Here is a 17,900-nt window from a genome sequence, read left to right as displayed (position 1 = left end):
TGATCCCGGCATGGACCGCGACGACCCCTCCGCCCGGGAGCGCGCCCGTGACGACATCACCGACTGGCTGTCCGGTGTAGGTGCCGTCGTGGTGGCGGTCGCGTTGGTGCTGATCGGCGCCGGCGTCGTGATCGCGATGTTCCTGTAGCGGCGGCGACACAGCACATTCCGGCCGGCGGGGCCGCAAGGTTGCGACTGATCCTGGGCATGGGACACAGGACGCCGGACCCCCGCAACGTCCACGGCACCGCCGGAGCTGGCCTGGTCGACGCGACCTGGGCTGCGAACCCGGCGGTCGCCCGGATCGGCCGCAACGGCGAGATCCGAACCGCCCGGCTGCTGGACGATCACCGCCCGAGCAACACGGCAGTGTTGCACGACCTGGCGGTCCCGGCCGCCGGGTACACCGCGAACATCGACCACGCCGTCGTCTCCGACAACCAGGTCCTGCTCATCGACACGAAGGCGTGGCGGTCCGGCCGGTACTGGACCCTGCTGGGGGTCACCCGGCGAGGGCGGCAACGGTTCGGCCACGCCGACACCCGAACACCGGCGATGGCGCGGGACCGGATCGCCCGGATGCTGGACTCGAGGGGCATCGCGGCGACCGTTCTCACCCCGCTGGTCGCCGTCTGGCCGTCGTCCCCGACCGGAACGGTCAGCGTCCGCTGGCTGCGGATGCAGGGGTGCACACCGATCGCCGCGGACGCACTGCCCCGCCGGATCCGCCGGATCATCGGCAACCGGCCTGCCGATCCGCGGGTGCTGAACGCGCTGGCCGAACTGGTGGGGCGCAACGGGCAGCCGACACGGATCCGCTGAGGTGGCTGCTCGCCGACCCGTGGGACGCCGCTCCGCCGCCGGGGTGTCCCCGCTGGTGAGCCACCGCCGGCTGCTGCTGGCGTCGGGTGTGGTGGCGGCGGGCATCGCCGGATGGCGGGGGTATCCCCCGGTCACCGCGCTGCAGGTGGCGTCGCTGCTGGCCGCGTGGCTGGAGCCGCCACCGATCCTGACCGGGCCGAAGGACCGGCAGTCCGGCCTCCCCACCCCGTCCGGCCCGGCCGAGGCGAAACGACTGTCCGCCTACCGGTTCTGGTCAGGCATCCGGTGGCGCCTGATCCTGCCGGGCGGCGACTGGCTCCCCGGCTGGCCGGTGCTGGCGGCGTGGCTGGCCGCCGTGCTGGCCGCGGCCGTCGGTTGGCTGATCCCGGTGAACGACACGGCCTGGCGGCACGTGGACGCCTACTCGTCGTTCGTGATCGTGGTGACCCTGTCCGCGGCCGGACGCCGTTGCGCCGACCCGGACGTCGGGCCACCGCACCCGGGGGTCCGGGTGAACAGCCTGCGGGAGACCCGCCCCCTGGTGTGGGTTGTCGCCGGAGTCACGGGCCTGGCCGCCGGGGTCGCGGCCTACGTGATGCTGCCAGTGCCGCCGTCGCCCGTGGTCGTCGACTACGAGGTCATCGAACCCGACCCGGCACGCGTCCTCGTGCTACCCGATGTGCCGGGTGCCACCATAGGTATGTGCACGTTGGTGGCGCTCACGGTGGCGCTGCTGGTGCTGGGCCGGCCGTGGCGGCGGGCCGCGCTGTCCCGGTGGCGGCTGGCCTGCGCGCAGGCCGCGCGGTGGGACGCCATCTGGCGGTCGCTGAAGTTCGATCCCACCCCGATGCTGCTGGACGTGGCCGACCTGGGGCCGGCCCGGATCGAGACGTTCACCGCGCCACCCGCGCAGGGCGCGGCGACCTTCCTGCCGCTGGCGGGCAAGCTCGCGCCGGCGATCGGCGCCGGCATGCAGGTCCGGATCCTAGAATGCTGGGACACAGACCAGGGCGGCCAACCGGTACCCGGCCGTCCCCACCCACTGCACTTCCGGGTGGTGACCTGGGCGGCCGACCAGACCCCGGACCTGACCGACGCGACCCTGCCGGTGCCCGTCGTGGAACTGTTCGCGCACTGCCAGATGGTCCACGTCGCCGAGTCCAACAGCATGCTGCGGCCGATGCTGCTATCGGCGACCCTGATCTCCCAACCACCGGATCGGGACCCGCAGCCCGGTCCCCAACCGGGGATCTGGCGGGCGGTGTTCGTCGCGCCGAACGGGCCGTCGATGAGCACGATCCGGTCCCACCTGGGCGCCGAGGCGTTCAGTTCGGCATTCGGGGTGCCCGCCCTCGTCGAGTTCGACCAAGTCCCCGATCCCGGCGGCGACGGGATCATCTTCGGCGCAATCGGCCACCCAGAAGCACCGCTGCCGCTGCCGGACGATCAGTCGACCCCGGACTACGGCGCCTGGATCGACCTGATCGACATGTCCGACCACTGGGATCGGGTGTGGGGTGAAACCCTCAAGCAGGGCAACTCGCCACCGGTCCCGCAGGGCGCCACCCGGCTGACCGAGAACCTCCCCAACGGCACCGAGGTCAAGCTCATCGGCTTCGTCGTCCGCCGCGGCATCGACCTTTCCCTCTACGACGGCAAAGTCGAGAAGAGCCTACGGACGGCGATGGACGGCGCCGGGTTCGTGTCCATCACCGGCTGGTTCACCGGCCGGCAGAAGACCAACCGGCACCCGCAGGCGTTCACCCTCACCTGGGCGCACGGCCCGGTCCCCGACCGGCCGGACCTGCTGAAGGCATCCGTAGCCTCGAAATGGGTCATGGCCGGCCAGCTGAACCAGGCGTTCGACGCGGTCCGACTGCCCCGTCCGGATCTGATGCGGGCCAAGGCACTGACCACCGGCCGCTCCGAACGTGCGGTGTGGGAACTACAGATCCGCACCTACGACGGCTGCACCGCGGCCGACGTGATGCGCCGCTCCGACGCGCTGCGGGCCGCGCTGCGCACCGAATGGCTGCGGATCCAGGCCGACGACTCGACCGCCGACACCTGCCAGGTCTTCGTGGGCGGCTCCCCCACCAACCCGGACGTCATGCTCAGCCACCCGGACCAGGACCGGCTGCGTCTGCTGGCCCTGGACTGGGCGCAGATATGGCTGGACTGCCGCGTCAAAGGCGCGAACGGGCACCCACCCGCCCTGCTGCAGTCCGCGTCGATGCCGGGCAACCAGGCCATCCAGGTGCTGGACTTCCGGCTGCCGTCGCCGGTCAGCTTCGCGTCGATCAAGGCCAACATCGCCAAGCTGAAGACCGCGTCGGTCAACGAGTTCGTCGAGGCCCGGCCCGGGGCACTCGGTGCCGACACGATCCGCCTGCTGACCTGCCCCGTCGACCCGATGCCCACGACGGTGGCATTCGACTGGGCCTTCCGCGACCCCGACGGCGCCCTGCCGATCGGCACCCGGGTGGACGGCTCGACCGCCGTCGTCGACCTGCGCGAATCCCCGCATGTGGCGCTGTTCGGCACCACCGGCGCCGGAAAGAGTTCGACCGCCCAGGGACTGATCTACGCCGCGCTCGACACCGAATGCCGGGTGGCCCTGGTCGACGTCCGAAAGAAAGGCGCCGACTTCCGGTTCGCCCTGGACCACCTGATCGGCTTCGCCACCGAACTACCCCAGGCCGCCGCGCTGATGGAGGCCATCCACGCCGAGGTCGGCCGACGGGCAGAAGTCAACGCCAACCACGGCGTCGGGTCCGCGCGCGACCTGCCGCACAACCTGCGCCCACCCACCATCGTGCTGTTCCTCGACGAGTTCGTCGGTCTCATCCACGCCCCGAAACCCTCTACCCGGGCTGAGGACGATCCCCAACTGGAGGCGCGGCGACTGGCCGACCTGGCCGCCTACACCGCCAAGCGCCGCATCGCATTCCTCGCAGAACGGATCGCCGCCGAAGCCCGCAGCGCCGACGTGCACCTAATCCTGGCCACCCAGCGGCTCAAGCAGGACGTCCTGGACGCCGCCGGACTGAGCGACCTCAAGACGAACCTGGCCCGGATCCTGCTCGGCAAGGCCAACCCCGGTGAACGGATGACCGCCCTGCGCGATCCGGAGAACGCGCCGACGCTCGGCGACACCGTCCCCAAGGGCCGCGGCATCTGGGAGTCCACAACCGAGCCTGCGCAGGCCGTCCAGTTCTGGTACGCCACCCCCGACGACTACCGGGTCCACCTCCAGGCCGGGGTGCCGCCGATCAGCGAGCAGGACCGCATCGACATCCGCCCATACCTACCGGCACCGGGCTCCGAGGAACTGCCCGGCAGCATCGTCCCCCGCGACGAACCGGACCTGAACGTGCACCTGGGCACGTTCGAGTTCAGCATCGACGACCTCGACGCCATCCCGGACATCGACGCCGACCGCTCCGACGACGCCAGCGTGCCCGAGTCGATCTGGCCGTCGAACCCGGCGACCGTCGAACCCGGCGCGCCGATCGACTGCATGCCAGTTCCCGCGGCATCCGCGGGTTTTCAACCGACCGGCGGCCCCGATCCGATCGGCGCGTTCGAGTTGCCGGATCTCGACTGGGACCCGGCGGGAGACCCCGACTCAGAAGACGAGTTCGATTCCGCCACCACGACGACGCTTCGGTCGGGCACAGCCGGCGGTTCCGGCCACCCGGACGCGGACGTCGAAGGCACCCACGCGGAATCCATTTCTGCCAGCCGCCCTTCGCTGCTGCATCATGCGATCGATGACGAGTTCGGAGATGTCTCGACGGGCTTCAGGCTGCCGCGCCGCGTCCTGATCGATGACGACCTCGGTTGAGCGACAACCCGGGGCCGGCCTGATCCGTCCCGACGACCATTCGAGTTTCATGCGGTTCGTCCCCTCGGGTGCGCGGTCGAGGGGTGGGACTCGACCGTCGCCCCGCCGACGCATGAACGGTTGGCCCCTGGGCACCCCCGATGGGTACGGCTCAGCGCGCCTTGCTGTCAGGGCCATTCGCCACATCCCGGATGGCCTCCATCACGGCGGCAGCATCCTCGGCGGGTATCGCCAGCAGGGTGTCCATGACGCCGTCTGCGATCCGCACGCCCGGGATGCCGCTGTCGTAGGTCGGTCCGTTCCGCGCGTCGACCACTTGCTGTTCGACGCGTCGCCTCATCGGCGAGGGCCCGGCTGCGCTGTTCCAGGAGAATCGTAGGTCCGGGCGGCCGAGGGTCTCCGCGATCCAGGAGTTCAGCGCGCTGGTCACCGCCGACTCCGTCCAGGCCGGGACCACGGAGTAGCCCAGCGCAGGGTCGGCGGCCAATCTCGCACGAAGGCGGTCTCCGTCGTCGGTATCCAGGTTGCCGCCCCGAGGGACCGGGCATTGCAGCACGTGTCGGCGAGTGCACCCTTCCTGCTCGAACACGACGTGCAGGTCCACGTCGGGCTCGGTCTCGACGTTGTGCACGCAGTCGTCGGGATCCCCTGGCGGCACGACGGTGAGCGCCCAGGCCGGTGACCGGATGCCACGTTCGACCTTTTCGATGTGGACGTCGATCCAGCCGTAACCGTAGGGCTCGCTTGCGGTCACGTCATCGCTGTACCAGGTCAGCACCCGCCCGGCCGGTACGTCGGCCAGCCGCAACAGCGCCGGATCGAGACCGGCAGCATCATCAGCATTCCTGGTCACTGCTTGCTCCTGTCGCACGGTGGAAGGCGAACCGGGACTCTCGGCACGGACGTCGAACCGGGTCTGACCGCGGTTCGACCGCGAGGTACTGCATTGTCATGCGCGGCCCGGCCGAGCAGCGCACGTGGTCGATCTACTCTGACCGCGCATGAATCGGACATGACGACCATCGAAACCGCCCTGACACTGCCCGATGCCACCCTCAATCCGGATGTCAGCCATGCGCTGGCCCGGCTGGAGGCCGATCTGGCCATGCTTGTCGACGCCGGAGCCGACCTCGACGGACGCGACGAGCCGGACGACTACGCCTGGGACTTCCATCGGGCGGCCGTCCTGTCCGCCCACGACGCTCTGCGCGATCGCCTCGGTCACCCAACCACCCCCGACGTGGTCGATCGCGAATACCAAGCCTGGCACGACGCCCGGCGGGACGAGCTGACGCGCCTACGCACCCAATTACGGGGCACTCCGACCCGCTGACGCTCGCGCAGGACACCGACGAGGACCGACGACAACAGCCCGCCCGTGCTTTTGGGTAGCCGGCCTGCACGACTGGCCGATGGAGGGAGAACGGATGGAAATGGTTGCCGTACTTATTGTCTGGCCGCTGTTCTTCGTCAGCGCGTTCGGACTGATGTGCACTTACCTGAGGTTGCCGACCGATGGCTTTCGCAATCGCCGGGCGACCCGACAGGTCGCCCTGCTCGCCGCTTGCACCCTGATCACCGGCGCCGCATCGGTTGGCTCTGCTACATCGTTGCCTCCGATGCTATCTCGTGATGCTGCGATTTTCGATTTCGCGGCATCAGAAGCTCATGCGTAAGCCTGGGGCCGGACCCATGACCCCCAGGACGGCCAGATCAAACGTCGCTTCGCGTCGTCGTGGTTCACCGGTCGTAGTTGCGGTTCGAAGGGTGGATTTGGGCGTCGACGATGCGCTTCAGTTCCTCGCAGGAAAGGAGGTAGTCCAGCCGGCCCGATCCCCGTTTACGGCCGTCCATGATCCGGCGGAACTCGGACAGCATGCGCAAGTATGTGTCCAACATCAGCGTGTGCGAGTTCCCATTGTCATGGCGATTAATCTGGGGCTTCAGCTCCGTCCATCGACTATCGCGCATGAGAAAGTCTACGTAGCTTGCCATTTGACCTTCGAGAGCGTCGTTGTGATCGAAGCCCCCGAACTCTAGGTGGTACGACAATTCATCATCGACGAGTACCCCTGCCTTCGCCAGATGATCAATGCTGAAGGTGATAATCCGGAACATCTGTAGAATGTCCGAAACGCGGCCGCAATCTCGCTTAGACAGTTCGGTGCTAAACCCGGCGACTTCATACCAATACGAGCCAGCGAAACCCGCTTCAAGAAGGCGCGCACGCATGAGCTGGTAATCGGGATCGCCATCGTCTTCGTTAGCATCTTCGGGCAGCACCCGGGCGAGGATGCGGTGCAAGAGCGAGAGCGCCTGCCTCTCGAAGATCCGCATGCTTTCCGGGGCAGGCTCGTCGCCATGTTCGACCTCCTGTTCGTAAATGGGGACTACCGCCTCCAGCAGCAGGTTTCGCACAAACTCGCTGAGCGTGAGGCCGTCGACGTCAGCCATCTGCTTGAGATGGTCGCGGACCCGATCGTCGACTCGGATGTTCAGTACAGCCATGCTGTCCTCCAGGTGTCTTGTATGACGCTCAGCGTAGCACTGTCATACGTCGACGGTCCACAAGCTGGCGACCGGTGAGCTCGCCAGCTTGTTCAGTTGACCCTGGAGCGGGCGTAGGCGAGTTCTCGCTTCGTACCGAAGCGAGCCTTCTCGCTGCTCGGCGACCGCAGACGCGAGCGGTCCAATCGTTCCCACCGGTGGCGAGCTGAAGGCCGCGCATGACCGAGACATGCGGACCATCGACCCTCCTCAATCCATGACGGATCTTCCGTCCACAGTCCAGGCCGTGCTGGCGGGCATCGACGCCGTCGAGGTGACCGACGTTTGCCCCGGCAACGCACACAGTGGATCCTTCACGTTCACCACCAAGGACGGCCGCCAATGCGCTGGTCGGTTCGGCTCGGCGTTCATCGAGATGAACGGCCAGGGAATGCCCGAACGCCTGGCCAGAGTTGGGTGCAGCCCGGGCGCCAGCTGGCGCAGCGCCAAGGAGTTCGCCGACTCGTTGCGCACCGAAATCGGCTGCCTTCTCCGCGACCTCACCGCCCACCAGGTCTGGTCGGAAGCGCACCCGGACCAGGTGGGGCACACCGGCCGGTTCACTGTCGCCGTCGACGATGCAGGCATGGTGCGCGTGGAACTGGTGGTATGCGATCCGCTGACCCCCAACGCCGACGTTGTCGTCACCGGGCTCGGCACCGCCGATGGCCTGGACCGGTTCTCCGCGACAGTTGCGCCCCTGGGGCAGGCGGTTCCGGAGGAACTCGCCGAGTTCGTCGACGTCGCTGCGCCGCTGATCCTGCAGCGCCGAATGGGCATGGCAACCTGGATCCTGTTCAGCGTCATCGAGGTTGCGGTCCGCGACACGCTCCGCAAGCCTGCCTACACCGGTCGGTGGACACCCACCGGACACTCCCGGCCCGAAATCGAGCACGCATGAACGGGGCTTTCCGGCCGAATCGCCGGCCCGCGGGCACCCTCGACGGTGGGCGATTCGCTCCAGATCGGCGGAGCACGTCCGGAGTGACCCTCCGTGGACCCGGCGACACCGCTCACGAACCCCGGAGTCTTGTGCACGACGCGCTGACGGACATCCCGGGAGTGCAGGTGGTCAGCCTCGGTGTCGACCGGTCAGGGGGAGGCGTGCTTTTCGAGTTCCGCGACGCCGACGGCGACGACTACTCGGGAGTCGTGTCGCCCGGCCTGCGGCGAATAACCGCACCGCACCCCACCGCGGGATTCGAGTCCATCACCATCGTTCCAGCCGCGGATGGCGTTGACGACGACCCAGCCGAGGACGCCGAATGGATTCGCCGGCACGGGGAACAGGCCGTGCGCAACACCGCGGCCCAGCGCGCCTGGGAGGCGATAGCCGGGGAGGAACTCCCCGACGACCAGGCATTCACCGTGCACGCCGAACCGTGCGGGACCGTGCGCGCCGAACTGCTGGTCCCCTGCGACGGGTTCGACGCCGAACTGGTCCACAGGCAGCGTCAGGGTGCCGGTCCCGAGTTCGACATCCGAGTGTCGGAGGGGTCCCCCTACGTCCCACCTCATCTCCGAGAGGTCGTCCAGGCCGGCCTCGCTCACGTCGTCTCCCGCCAGACGGGCGAACCGATCGACACCACCGCCAGCCGGATGGGTCAGGCAGCCAGACTGGCGCTGCAGGCACGCGTCTACCGCGGAAGCTGACCGCGCTATGGCGGCGTCAACGACAGGGTGGCTTGGCGACTGATCCGGGTATGGCCACCATCGAACGCATCGCCATTCCGCTGCCGACGGGCTTCGACCCTCGCAAACACTCGGCCGGCCTGCTGAAGCTGATCTGCGATCGGCACGGTGACGGGTGGGAGATCGACAACATCGACCTGGGGGCGAGCCGGGCGACGGCATCCCGGCAGGCGGCGATCACCCAGGTGTCCGCGTCCGAGTCGGAACGCGAGTCCTTCGATGTGCGGCTGGCCCGAGGCACCAGGCCCACGGACGGCGACCGGATGGCGGCCAAGCTGGAGGACCAGTACCCGGGGCACGTGATGAGCCGGTTCGACGTCCACCTCGGGCTGGCAACTCTGACCAGGATGGACGCCCCGACGATCCGCTGCCGGGGGGCAGTGGCACAGGCTTTGGGCGTCAAGCCATGGGAGGTGCGGTGCCGTCCGCGCGCCGACGGCGGGTTCGACCTGGGCCTGCCCAACCGGTACATGCCGTCCCGCCATGACGGAAAGCTGGACGAGGTGGCGACCGCAGTGGTGGGGCGCCCGGGTTGGTACGTGACGGTCGACCCGGCCGCCCTGACCGCCTCGCTCATTCCGTCCGAACCGCCCACCTTCCCCGCCCTGATCCCCTACCCTCTGGCCGACCTTTCCACGACCGACCGGGACCGCCTGATGTTCGGTCGCCGACTTCCCGCGGCCGGCGCCCGTCTGGGCTCGGTGGCCGAGATCGACTGGAAGGCGCAGGCCTTCGCGCTCGTGGCGGGCCTGCCCGGCTCGGGCAAGTCGGTGACGTTGAATGCGATCATCGCCGGCTCGCTGGCCAGCGGCAGTGAGCTGTGCGTGATCGACCTGCCGGCCAAGTCGCTGGACTTCGCCTGGTGCAAAGACATGGTGCGCCCCGGCGGGTGGGGATGCGACAACGCCGAGGCCGCAGTCACCGCACTGGCGTTGGTGTACGCCGAGGGTGAGCGACGCGCCAGAGTGCTGGCCGCAGAGGGAGTCGTGAACTGGCTGGAACTCCCGCAGGAGCGGCAGTTCGCGCCGATCCTGGTGGTGGTCGACGAGGTCACGGCGCTGCTCGTACCGCGCCGCGTCCCGGCCGGCATCCCACGCGACCACCCGCTGAAGGTGGAGGTCGATCAGGAGAACATCCCGAAAGCCGCTCTCGACCGGTTCATCAACAAGATCGTCGCCGAACTCCGGTTCGTCGGCATCCGACTCGTCCTGTCCAGCCAGGTCGCGAACAACTCCACCGGCATCGGACCCAGCCTGAAAGCCAAGATCGGGCACAAGATCCTCGTCGGCTCCAATCCGTCCAGACAGGCCCGCACCCAGGCCTTCAACGACGAGACATCCGTCCCACACGTCCCGCCGACGATCCGGGCAGACTGCGACGCCGCGAAGGGAAGCGGCTGCGCAGAACTCGAGGGCACCGCACCGTACGTCTTCAAAAGCTTCTACGCCGCAAGCGACGACTACCGGGCCGCCCTCCTGCGGCTGGGCGTGCCGACCACTGGCCAGCCGGAGCCCACCGCGCGGCAGATCGCTCAGCACACCGATTCGCTGCGCGTCGACGAGGCACTCCTGGCCCCACGCGGCGCTCGCCGGGGCGCGGACGCCGATCCCGACGGCGAGCCGGTCACCGACAGGAACGGGCGGCCGCTTCGTGGAATCGCCGCCGCGAACGCCCGCAGCTCCCGCCTACAGAACCGGTCCTGAAGCGCCGAGGAGTGCATGGTGCGTGCGTCTCGTCCGGATCGACGGCGACTCCCGTCGCCATCGCAAGCGCCAACAGGTCACGGTCCTCCGGCGTGATCATCGCCGGATCACCGATCCCGTCGGCCGCCAGGCACAGAGCCGCGCCGATAAGCCATCCGACGATGCCGCCCGTGATCGGGAACCACAGCGTGATGTCCATACCGCATGCATGCGCGGTTCCGGCGTGTTCGTCATCGCGAAGCCAGCAACCGAGACAGACCCACAGATCAGCTCTCGAGAACTCGGTACACCAACGACTGGACCTTCGATGCGTTCTTGAATAAGCTCGCAGGATAACCCGGGAATTCCCCCTCAACTATCGCGAAAACCTTTTCAAGAATCCCCTCAAATTCTCCCTTGATCTTTTCCAGCTCTGATTCCCAGTCGTGGTCGGGATCCCCTATTGACGAAGTGTCGCATCGACGGAACAGCAAGTGCAGAACTACCCGATTTCCGTGGGTGGCTATCAGCTTCTCGCGGCCATCGAGTTTCTCTCGCGCCCTTCGGAGCAAATCCTCTGTCATTCGAAGGACCTGGATAGACCGCCAAACCCGCACGTAGTTGGTTGACGGATTGAATAGAGTCCGATACGGCGCCCGTGATATATCGTCCCACAACCGACTAATCTCCCTCTTGGCTTGCGTCGCCAATTGAGCGCTATGCAAACAAGCAAGCCCCACCGTGGCTTCCACGACGTCGCAACCATCGGACGGAGAGGGTGCCTCCTCACCGGTTCGAAACGCGTAAGTCATACCTGCGACTGCAAACTCGTCTCGCAGTCGTGCCTGCTCTGGATCCAACGCAACAAATTCGCGGCCGCCGATGCGGTTCTGAGTGTTCGTCGCCCGAGTAACATCCTTCGCGAAGTCAGCCGGAGAATTCTCGAGAGAGATAAAACGGACGAGAACTCTCACCTCGGCGAGGTCGCCAGCGGCAGCGGAGAACCGTGCAAGCGAGCCCGCGGTCTGCGCTCCGTTGACTATCGATGCACCCTCGACAGTAAAGCGGCCTAAGCGACGATCGGCGCCACCAAGAGGTGCCTTCGATATTCGATCACACAGAACTGTCAGGCCATTGTTGAAGTACCAGAACTTTCCGGGCGTGTCCGTTAGGGTCGCCACGAGTCCATCGTTGACTTCAGAATCTGGAATCAGCACACGAACGTTCTGCGATAGCAGTGAGCTGCCGTTCTCAATGTACCACCCGGCGATTGTCTCGCCACTGACGTGACCGTAGAATGCAATCGGCTCCTGTTCAAGCGTTCCCCAGTCAGATAGTTCCACGTCGAGGTTTACTTTGGTCTTGACGACATCGTCAACCAACATTCGGTGTACCTGCCCCTGGTTCAGATACAGGAACGATCCGATCTCGGTTGGATTGTTCATGTCGTCCAGGTATTCGTCCATCAGAAGGGCCGACTCGGCAGAGAGGACGCCCGTCCCCAAATGACAGAAGATCATCTCAATTCTCAGAGACGGGTCGTAGAGCAACGGCTCAAGTTCAGACTTCTTTGCGTTAAACTTCGGGCCAAACTTGGACCAATCACCTGATACGAAATCGTCCACGCCTTTGCGGAACTTCAGAATGTCGGCTTTCTCTGCACTCCCCCGACTGTCTGAAGCCCACTTTGCCTGAACCATTACGATCCTGCGTTCAAGAGCGAGCGCAATAACCGCATCGATCCCATTATCGCCACCCTCGTCCGTCACGCTATTGGCTGCGGTCAGAGGATCCACGTTGGCGACCTTCATTACGATGAACGCAGCCAGACCTCGACTCAACGATGAGGCTCGGAGCTGGTCGCCGGTGAACGGGACATCGGACATGTCGATGTGCTTGTTCACGGTATCGTCGAGCCTGCGCTCGATCTGCGTTACGTGCAGTCGCCCCATCGTTCGATCCTCCCACACCGCTTGGTGCCTGATTCGGGCCGACGGTGTCTGGACAATCCGGATCGAACAGCTTGCCGGACCGGCCAGTTGTGACGGCGGCTGTGGGTTTTGTCGAAGGGATGTGCCGGCGGAGGCCAGATGGGACGGAACTAGAAGTCGTCCTCGTCGAGCACCCGATGCCCGCGGGCCGTGACGACCAGCCCGTTCGGCGTTCGCGCGACGAGACCCGCGCGGATCAACCGCCACGATTCCAGATGCACCACGCCGACCGGCAGATCAGGATAGTCGCTCCAGGAGATCGCCCGCAGCAGATCCAGATCCACCGCATCGGACGCACTTCGGGCGGCCAGGGGCCCGAATCCTGCCGCGGTGGTCTGTTGCCGCCTCATCAGCCCCGATTGTAGAACCCGTGTTCGCAGGATCCTACTGACGCCTATTCGCCGCGGCTGCTGCGGTCGATCGCCCGACGGCGGTCGTGACCGCGGTTGCGGCGCACCTTCGACGCGTGGGGGCCGGCCGCGCCGCTGCGGCGGAGCAGCTGCACTTGCTTGACGCGCGGGTTCACCCCCGCCGAGGGTTTGCGACTGGTCATGCCGTCAGTGTGCGCGGCCAGGCCCACCTGACCGCAACAGGATTGTGCGGCCGACGCACCGACCGGTCCGGCCGCGGCGGCATAGGGCGTGTGTCGAACCCACTGTTGGAGGCGCCCGATGCTGACCACCGTTCCCGCCGGCGATACCGCGACGCTGCCCGTGCTCACCGGGCCCGGCGGCGATCCTTTCCCGTTCCTGATGCGACACGGCACCGATCTGACGGGCGCGGAGACCCGCACCGAACTGCTGGGTGCGCTGATCCCCGGCTACGCGGATCTCCCCGACACTCAGGTGGGTCATGACGAGGCGCTTGGCCAACGGTGGGAGCAGGCCGTGGCGACGGCCGCCGCTGTGCAGGCCGGGTTGGTGGCCGGCGCGACCGCCGCCGGGGAGTTCGACCCGGCCGCGGTCGGCGAGGACGTTCTGACCGCGCTGCTGGGCGACCGGGACCAGCCGTTCACCGGGCTGCCCATCCCCGGCCCGGTAGACGAACCCGGCGGCGGCGACTCCACCGACGAGGGCCCAGTGTCGTTCGACTGGCCGGCGGACCTGCCGCCGCTGATCCTGGTTGCCACGGACTACGCCCCGTACACGAGCGCGCCCAGGCCGCACGGCAACGTGGTCCTTCTCGACCCGCACACCGAGACCACTTACCTGGACAGCCTCGCGGAGCTGGGGCTGATCCGGCTGTTCGTCCACGCCAACGCCTGACCGTCCTGGCAGCCGCATCGGCGCACCGGGGTCCCGCGCATGGACCCGGTATGAGCACCCGCTACCTGACCCAGCCGCGAATCGAACCCGGGGTGCGCACCGGGGGCCAGTGGACCCAGCACCAGCACGCCGCCCCCGGGGTGAGCCTCGCGCCCACGGATGCCGAATCCGACGACCCGACCCGCCGGACCCGCGAGGTCCTGCGGGCCCGGCGGCAGCGGCTGGCCGCCGAGCAGACCGGCTACATCGAGGCGGCCGCCGTCCGCGCCGGCACGGACCCCCGTCAGGCCGGCGATCCCCGGTCGTGGTGGGACACCCACTTCGTCACCGCCGAGTACGGGGCCACCGACGGCGACTACGCCCAGATGCCGGACGATTTCACTCCCCGGCGCACGTCCGGCCGGTCCATCGTCGGCATGCGGCGCACGCATCGGATGGCGTACAAGTCGGCCGACGGGTCGTTCGCGGTGCGGATGCCGTCGGCGACCAGCATCAAGGCGTTCGAGCGGCAGACCGGCACCACCTTCGACGTCCCGGTGTCCGCGGTGTCCGCCGACGGACGGGTGGTGTCCGGCTGGGTGCGCGTGACCCGTTCCGGTAGCAACTGGGCCGCAACCGAACTCGGGGACTTCGGCCCGTCCGGCGTCGAGGTGTCCGAGGCGGTGTCCTGCGTGCTGGAGGCCCGCCGGCCCAGCCGCGCGCTGGCCCAGGCCGGCGACCTGCGCCGCAGGCGGGCCGAGAAGGTCGCCAGCAACGGGGTCACCGTGGTTCCGGTTCCCTCCACGTTCATCGACACCATCGCCTACGACAGCAGTTCCGGGATCATGGGCGTGACCATCCGCGGCAAGACCTACGGCTACCAGGTGCCCGAAACCTCCTTCGATTCCGTGCGGGTCGACCGGAGCCCCGGCCGCGCGTACAACAAGCTGGTCAAGGGACGCCCCCGGATGGCGGTCGACAAATGCGAGCAGTGCGGGCGGTTCACCAGCCGAGCCGCCACCCACACCTGCCCGCTCGGTCACCGGGACCGTACCGGTGCCCGCTACGCGCACAACGACGTCGCCCGGCGTGCAGCCGCTCGCTATGCCCGAGCCAATCGGATCCCGGCCGGGCCCACGCCGCCACCACCGGACCGGGCCCAGCCTGACCCGAACGCGGCTGCCGGCGGCACCGGGCCGACACCGCCGGCCGGGGACGAGAACGTGCCGGTCGCCGATCGGATCGCCCGCACCCTGCCGCCGGAACGGGTGGGCGACCGGACCGTCACCGTGCGCAGCGGCATCCACGACGGGCGGCGGGTGGTCGCCGTCGTGCTGACCGACGGGACCGGGCAGCCGGCCGACGGCGCCGACGGAACCCCGGCCGTGCAACTGTTCTCGGTCGACCGGACACCGAGTGGCGCAGTGCTGGGCCCGCTGGTCGCGTCGCGGCACGCCGACCCCGCGTCGACGAGCCAGGTTTCGCATCCTCACGGTGCGGATCCGGCCGACACCCGGCGCATCGACCTGGCCGCGATGCTGCGGAAGGCTCGACCGGGAGGGCGACCGAGCGCGACCACCCGGGACGGTGCCACGACCGGGTGGAGCCGCCACCCTGAGGTGACCGGATCGCTAACTCCCTACACCAGCTCCCGGTACGTCCCCCACCTGTACGGCAACCAGGTCGGCAACGGACAGTACGGCGTCGTCGGGTTCGATGGAATCAGCGGGCCGGCCGCCGGTCGGCTGCTCGCGGCGATGCCCGAACCGGTTCGGGCGACCCGGCATCGCAGCGCGCCGACCACCGGCGACCTGCTGCGCGCCGCCGAGACCCATCTGGTGGAGGTCGGCGGGTACACCACGCACCCGGACATGTTCGGCGGCGATCGGCTGCGGGCCGAGTCCGCGCACGTGTACGACGTTCGAGACGGCGAGACACCGGACCAGGCCTGGGAACGGGTCAGCCGCGACTACCAGCTGTCCGGTGGGGATCCGGCCCAGGCCCAGGTCGTGACCGTACCGTGGACCGGCCGACGAGCCTGGCGCTTCGCCTGGTCCTGATCGGGCGCAGTCGTGATGGTCGCACCCGCACTGTCGGGGGCGGGTGCGACCATCACCGGCATGTGGATCGCCATGCACCCGGACAGCCGGCATCGTCGAGTCGCCTTCGAAACCCGTGAGGCCGCCGCCGGCTACGCCGAACAGCTCTCGCCGCCCTGGCAGGTGAAAGCGGTCGACGATCCGGACGTCCCGCCGATCACCGGACGGCCACCGGCGGACACGGATCAGCCCGCCGGATGATCGATCCGCCGCGGCCTGATCGCCAGCATTCGCGACTGGGTCGCATCGACGACGTCGACGAGCCGGCGGCAGTGCGCCGCGGACAGCGGCATGACCCGAAGGTCCTGCCCGACCCGCACCAGGCCGCCGGTGAACACCGCAGATCCCCGTCCGGTGAGCGGACGGCCGTACAGGCGCCCGATCGCGGGCAGGTACGGGTTGACGTCGATCCCGGGATCGTCGCGTTCGCCCACGAGCACGGTCAGCTGGTCGGTCAGCGCCAAGGCACGGTAGTCGTGTCCGACGGCCGCGGTGATCGCCCCGGCCGCATCGTCCAACGGCATCGGTGACCACAGCCATTCGCCGCCGGCCGGCACGATCATCACCCGGGTGACCGCCGGGTCGTCGTTGCTCATCGTGTGCTCCAGTTCGACTCGGCCGCCGCCGGATCCCGGTCGCCGTGACCCGGCAGGTGGGCTGCCGGGGACGGTTCGGTCAGTCGCTGGCGGACCTCACGCGCTCGAAGGCGATCGGCGGCGGACAGACTGGCGTCGACGCCGACCGCCCGGTCCCAGCGGCCGTCGTGCACCCACATCAGGTGCGACTTGTGCCGGCTGGCCATGACACATAGGCGCCCCAGGCTGGTGGCATGGCTGCCCTGCACACCCCCGGCGAGCGGGTCGACGGCGACGACCGCCTCCCACTGGCCGCCCTGCAGCTTGTCGGCGGTGCCGACCAACAGGTCGGGATGGCCCTGCTCGGCCAACATGCCGCGCAGCAACGCGACCTGCGCGTTGTGCGAGGCGACCACGGCGACGTCCCCGTCGGTGACCGGGAGGAGCTCGCCGTCGACGTCCGCGACCCGACCGACCAGGCCGACCGCCCGGCGGACCACCGCCTGCAACAGATCCTCGTCGGTGTTCCCTTCCTCCACGCCGTCGACTCGGATCGAGGCGAGTTCGGGCAGGCCGATGATGCTCCGCGGCGGCCGGGCGCTGCCGAAACCGAAGTCATACAGCGGCGCCAACGCCTGCGCGGTGTCCGCGCCGAATCGGTAGGTGTGCGGCAGAGTCAACACGACGGCATCCGGGTGCCGGTCGAAGACGTCCGGTGCCCGCAGGTGCGGCGCGGTCGGCCCCGTGTACAGATCCGTGCGGACCGTGACGACCGGCCCGATCTGCCCGGGATCGCCCACCAGCAGCACCTGATCTGCCTTGGCCATCGCCGACCGCACCTGCTGGTGCGTGGACTGGTAGGACTCGTCGACGACCATCACGTCGCACTGCGGCGGCTGGACCATCGCCCGGGCGATCGTGCACACGGTGACGTGGGCGGCCGCGAGGTGTCTGGCTCGCTCCGAGTCACCCGCGAAGACGGCGGCCGGCACCTCCTCGGGCTTGATCTTCTTCGCCAGCACCAGCACCGAATCCGCGGGCAGGGCGTCCGCGAGGCGAGCGGCCAGGGCGGCCACCTGATTGTTGTTGGGCGCAACGACGTACACGGTGAGGGCGGCGCGGGTCAGCAGCTGCCGGACGACGTCGACCACCAGCGCGGTCTTGCCGGCGCCGGGCGGCGACTTCACGACCGTCACCGGCGTGCCGGACCACACCTGATACAGCGCCTTCGCCGTCGTCGACCCGGGGATCAGTCCGCGACTGGTCGATCCGGTTCGCGCGGGTTGGGAGGTCGGCGACCGCGACGGGTCATCCGACGTCGGAGCATCGGTGCGCTTGAGCATGCCGACCTCGTGTGCGGCCATGCCCACCCCATCCGCTCGACGGCGGGGCGCGGGCACC

At 68.4% G+C, this 17,900-nt stretch carries 18 protein-coding genes; 11 read left to right on the top strand and 7 right to left on the bottom strand.

What is annotated here, in order from left to right; genetic code table 11:
• Positions 1–10: 10 nt before the first annotated feature.
• The 3 genes from NAMU_RS29955 to NAMU_RS13300 are packed head-to-tail and all read left to right on the top strand — an operon-like array spanning position 11 to position 4,669.
• Positions 11–148: a hypothetical protein gene (locus NAMU_RS29955; protein ID WP_015747914.1), complete on the top strand. Its 138-nt coding sequence runs from the start codon at positions 11–13 to the stop codon at positions 146–148.
• A 59-nt stretch (positions 149–207) separates the two neighbouring features.
• Complete coding sequence (locus NAMU_RS13305) at positions 208–822, top strand: nuclease-related domain-containing protein (RefSeq protein ID WP_041368892.1); 615 nt, start codon at positions 208–210, stop codon at positions 820–822.
• Position 823: 1 nt separating this feature from the next.
• On the top strand, positions 824–4,669 hold the full coding sequence (locus NAMU_RS13300) for an FtsK/SpoIIIE domain-containing protein (RefSeq protein ID WP_138180170.1): 3,846 nt from the start codon (positions 824–826) through the stop codon (positions 4,667–4,669).
• 151 nt (positions 4,670–4,820) lie between these two features.
• Here the strand turns inward: NAMU_RS13300 and NAMU_RS13295 are convergent, their stop codons facing one another.
• Positions 4,821–5,477 carry a hypothetical protein gene (locus NAMU_RS13295; RefSeq protein ID WP_041368890.1) on the bottom strand — a complete coding sequence of 219 codons (657 nt, stop codon included), beginning with the start codon at positions 5,475–5,477 and terminating at the stop codon, positions 4,821–4,823.
• A 204-nt stretch (positions 5,478–5,681) separates the two neighbouring features.
• On the opposite strand from NAMU_RS13295, the gene NAMU_RS13290 reads away from it, so the two are divergent.
• A complete protein-coding gene (locus NAMU_RS13290) occupies positions 5,682–6,002 on the top strand; it encodes a hypothetical protein (RefSeq protein ID WP_015747910.1) in 321 nt (106 codons plus the stop codon).
• Positions 6,003–6,096: 94 nt separating this feature from the next.
• Positions 6,097–6,345 (top strand): hypothetical protein, encoded by a 249-nt coding sequence (locus NAMU_RS29300; protein WP_015747909.1) that lies wholly within the window; start codon positions 6,097–6,099, stop codon positions 6,343–6,345.
• A gap of 64 nt (positions 6,346–6,409) precedes the next feature.
• Here the strand turns inward: NAMU_RS29300 and NAMU_RS13285 are convergent, their stop codons facing one another.
• The gene (locus tag NAMU_RS13285) at positions 6,410–7,177 is read right to left on the bottom strand and encodes a YfbU family protein (RefSeq protein ID WP_015747908.1); all 768 of its coding nucleotides are present in this window, start codon (positions 7,175–7,177) and stop codon (positions 6,410–6,412) included.
• Between the two features lie 229 nt (positions 7,178–7,406).
• Between NAMU_RS13285 and NAMU_RS13280 the strand changes: the two genes are divergently transcribed.
• The 3 genes from NAMU_RS13280 to NAMU_RS13270 all read left to right on the top strand — a co-directional run bounded on the left by NAMU_RS13280 (position 7,407) and on the right by NAMU_RS13270 (position 10,611).
• Entirely contained in the window at positions 7,407–8,117 is a 711-nt protein-coding gene (locus NAMU_RS13280) for a hypothetical protein (protein WP_138180167.1), read from the top strand.
• Between the two features lie 131 nt (positions 8,118–8,248).
• Positions 8,249–8,869 (top strand): hypothetical protein, encoded by a 621-nt coding sequence (locus NAMU_RS29950; RefSeq protein ID WP_041368888.1) that lies wholly within the window; start codon positions 8,249–8,251, stop codon positions 8,867–8,869.
• Between the two features lie 302 nt (positions 8,870–9,171).
• A complete protein-coding gene (locus NAMU_RS13270; RefSeq protein ID WP_169312496.1) occupies positions 9,172–10,611 on the top strand; it encodes an FtsK/SpoIIIE domain-containing protein in 1,440 nt (479 codons plus the stop codon).
• Between the two features lie 266 nt (positions 10,612–10,877).
• On the opposite strand, the gene NAMU_RS28375 is transcribed toward NAMU_RS13270, so the two are convergent.
• From NAMU_RS28375 to NAMU_RS29945, 3 genes are all read right to left on the bottom strand, one after another.
• The gene (locus NAMU_RS28375) at positions 10,878–12,542 is read right to left on the bottom strand and encodes an AIPR family protein (protein ID WP_015747904.1); all 1,665 of its coding nucleotides are present in this window, start codon (positions 12,540–12,542) and stop codon (positions 10,878–10,880) included.
• Between the two features lie 149 nt (positions 12,543–12,691).
• Positions 12,692–12,931 (bottom strand): hypothetical protein, encoded by a 240-nt coding sequence (locus tag NAMU_RS29295; RefSeq protein WP_015747903.1) that lies wholly within the window; start codon positions 12,929–12,931, stop codon positions 12,692–12,694.
• Between the two features lie 44 nt (positions 12,932–12,975).
• Positions 12,976–13,134, bottom strand: coding sequence for a hypothetical protein (locus NAMU_RS29945; protein ID WP_169312495.1), 159 nt, complete (start codon positions 13,132–13,134; stop codon positions 12,976–12,978).
• A gap of 118 nt (positions 13,135–13,252) precedes the next feature.
• On the opposite strand from NAMU_RS29945, the gene NAMU_RS13260 reads away from it, so the two are divergent.
• From NAMU_RS13260 to NAMU_RS13250, 3 genes are read left to right on the top strand one after another with little or no spacing between them, the layout of a single operon-like run.
• Positions 13,253–13,846, top strand: a complete 594-nt coding sequence (locus NAMU_RS13260; protein ID WP_015747902.1) for a hypothetical protein — start codon at positions 13,253–13,255, stop codon at positions 13,844–13,846.
• Between the two features lie 50 nt (positions 13,847–13,896).
• Positions 13,897–15,885 (top strand): hypothetical protein, encoded by a 1,989-nt coding sequence (locus tag NAMU_RS13255; protein WP_015747901.1) that lies wholly within the window; start codon positions 13,897–13,899, stop codon positions 15,883–15,885.
• Between the two features lie 15 nt (positions 15,886–15,900).
• Positions 15,901–16,125, top strand: coding sequence for a hypothetical protein (locus NAMU_RS13250; RefSeq protein ID WP_015747900.1), 225 nt, complete (start codon positions 15,901–15,903; stop codon positions 16,123–16,125).
• Here the strand turns inward: NAMU_RS13250 and NAMU_RS13245 are convergent.
• Both NAMU_RS13245 and NAMU_RS13240 read right to left on the bottom strand, forming a co-directional pair.
• Positions 16,110–16,520: a hypothetical protein gene (locus NAMU_RS13245; protein WP_015747899.1), complete on the bottom strand. Its 411-nt coding sequence runs from the start codon at positions 16,518–16,520 to the stop codon at positions 16,110–16,112. The genes NAMU_RS13250 and NAMU_RS13245 overlap by 16 nt on opposite strands.
• Positions 16,517–17,863: an AAA family ATPase gene (locus NAMU_RS13240; protein WP_015747898.1), complete on the bottom strand. Its 1,347-nt coding sequence runs from the start codon at positions 17,861–17,863 to the stop codon at positions 16,517–16,519. The genes NAMU_RS13245 and NAMU_RS13240 overlap by 4 nt, the downstream gene beginning before the upstream one ends.
• Positions 17,864–17,900: the final 37 nt, after the last annotated feature.

The organism is Nakamurella multipartita DSM 44233, from assembly GCF_000024365.1.
GTDB lineage: Bacteria > Actinomycetota > Actinomycetes > Mycobacteriales > Nakamurellaceae > Nakamurella > Nakamurella multipartita.
This window is presented reverse-complemented; position numbering and strand designations above follow the sequence as displayed.

Coding starts and splice junctions, on each gene's coding strand:
- NAMU_RS29955 (WP_015747914.1), top strand. CDS start 11: ATGGACCGCGACGACCCCTCCGCCCGGGAGCGCGCCCGTGACGACATC.
- NAMU_RS13305 (WP_041368892.1), top strand. CDS start 208: ATGGGACACAGGACGCCGGACCCCCGCAACGTCCACGGCACCGCCGGA.
- NAMU_RS13290 (WP_015747910.1), top strand. CDS start 5,682: ATGACGACCATCGAAACCGCCCTGACACTGCCCGATGCCACCCTCAAT.
- NAMU_RS29300 (WP_015747909.1), top strand. CDS start 6,097: ATGGAAATGGTTGCCGTACTTATTGTCTGGCCGCTGTTCTTCGTCAGC.
- NAMU_RS13285 (WP_015747908.1), bottom strand. CDS start 7,177: ATGGCTGTACTGAACATCCGAGTCGACGATCGGGTCCGCGACCATCTC.
- NAMU_RS13280 (WP_138180167.1), top strand. CDS start 7,407: ATGCGGACCATCGACCCTCCTCAATCCATGACGGATCTTCCGTCCACA.
- NAMU_RS13270 (WP_169312496.1), top strand. CDS start 9,172: ATGGCGGCCAAGCTGGAGGACCAGTACCCGGGGCACGTGATGAGCCGG.
- NAMU_RS28375 (WP_015747904.1), bottom strand. CDS start 12,542: ATGGGGCGACTGCACGTAACGCAGATCGAGCGCAGGCTCGACGATACC.
- NAMU_RS29295 (WP_015747903.1), bottom strand. CDS start 12,931: ATGAGGCGGCAACAGACCACCGCGGCAGGATTCGGGCCCCTGGCCGCC.
- NAMU_RS29945 (WP_169312495.1), bottom strand. CDS start 13,134: ATGACCAGTCGCAAACCCTCGGCGGGGGTGAACCCGCGCGTCAAGCAA.
- NAMU_RS13260 (WP_015747902.1), top strand. CDS start 13,253: ATGCTGACCACCGTTCCCGCCGGCGATACCGCGACGCTGCCCGTGCTC.
- NAMU_RS13255 (WP_015747901.1), top strand. CDS start 13,897: ATGAGCACCCGCTACCTGACCCAGCCGCGAATCGAACCCGGGGTGCGC.
- NAMU_RS13250 (WP_015747900.1), top strand. CDS start 15,901: ATGGTCGCACCCGCACTGTCGGGGGCGGGTGCGACCATCACCGGCATG.
- NAMU_RS13245 (WP_015747899.1), bottom strand. CDS start 16,520: ATGAGCAACGACGACCCGGCGGTCACCCGGGTGATGATCGTGCCGGCC.
- NAMU_RS13240 (WP_015747898.1), bottom strand. CDS start 17,863: ATGGCCGCACACGAGGTCGGCATGCTCAAGCGCACCGATGCTCCGACG.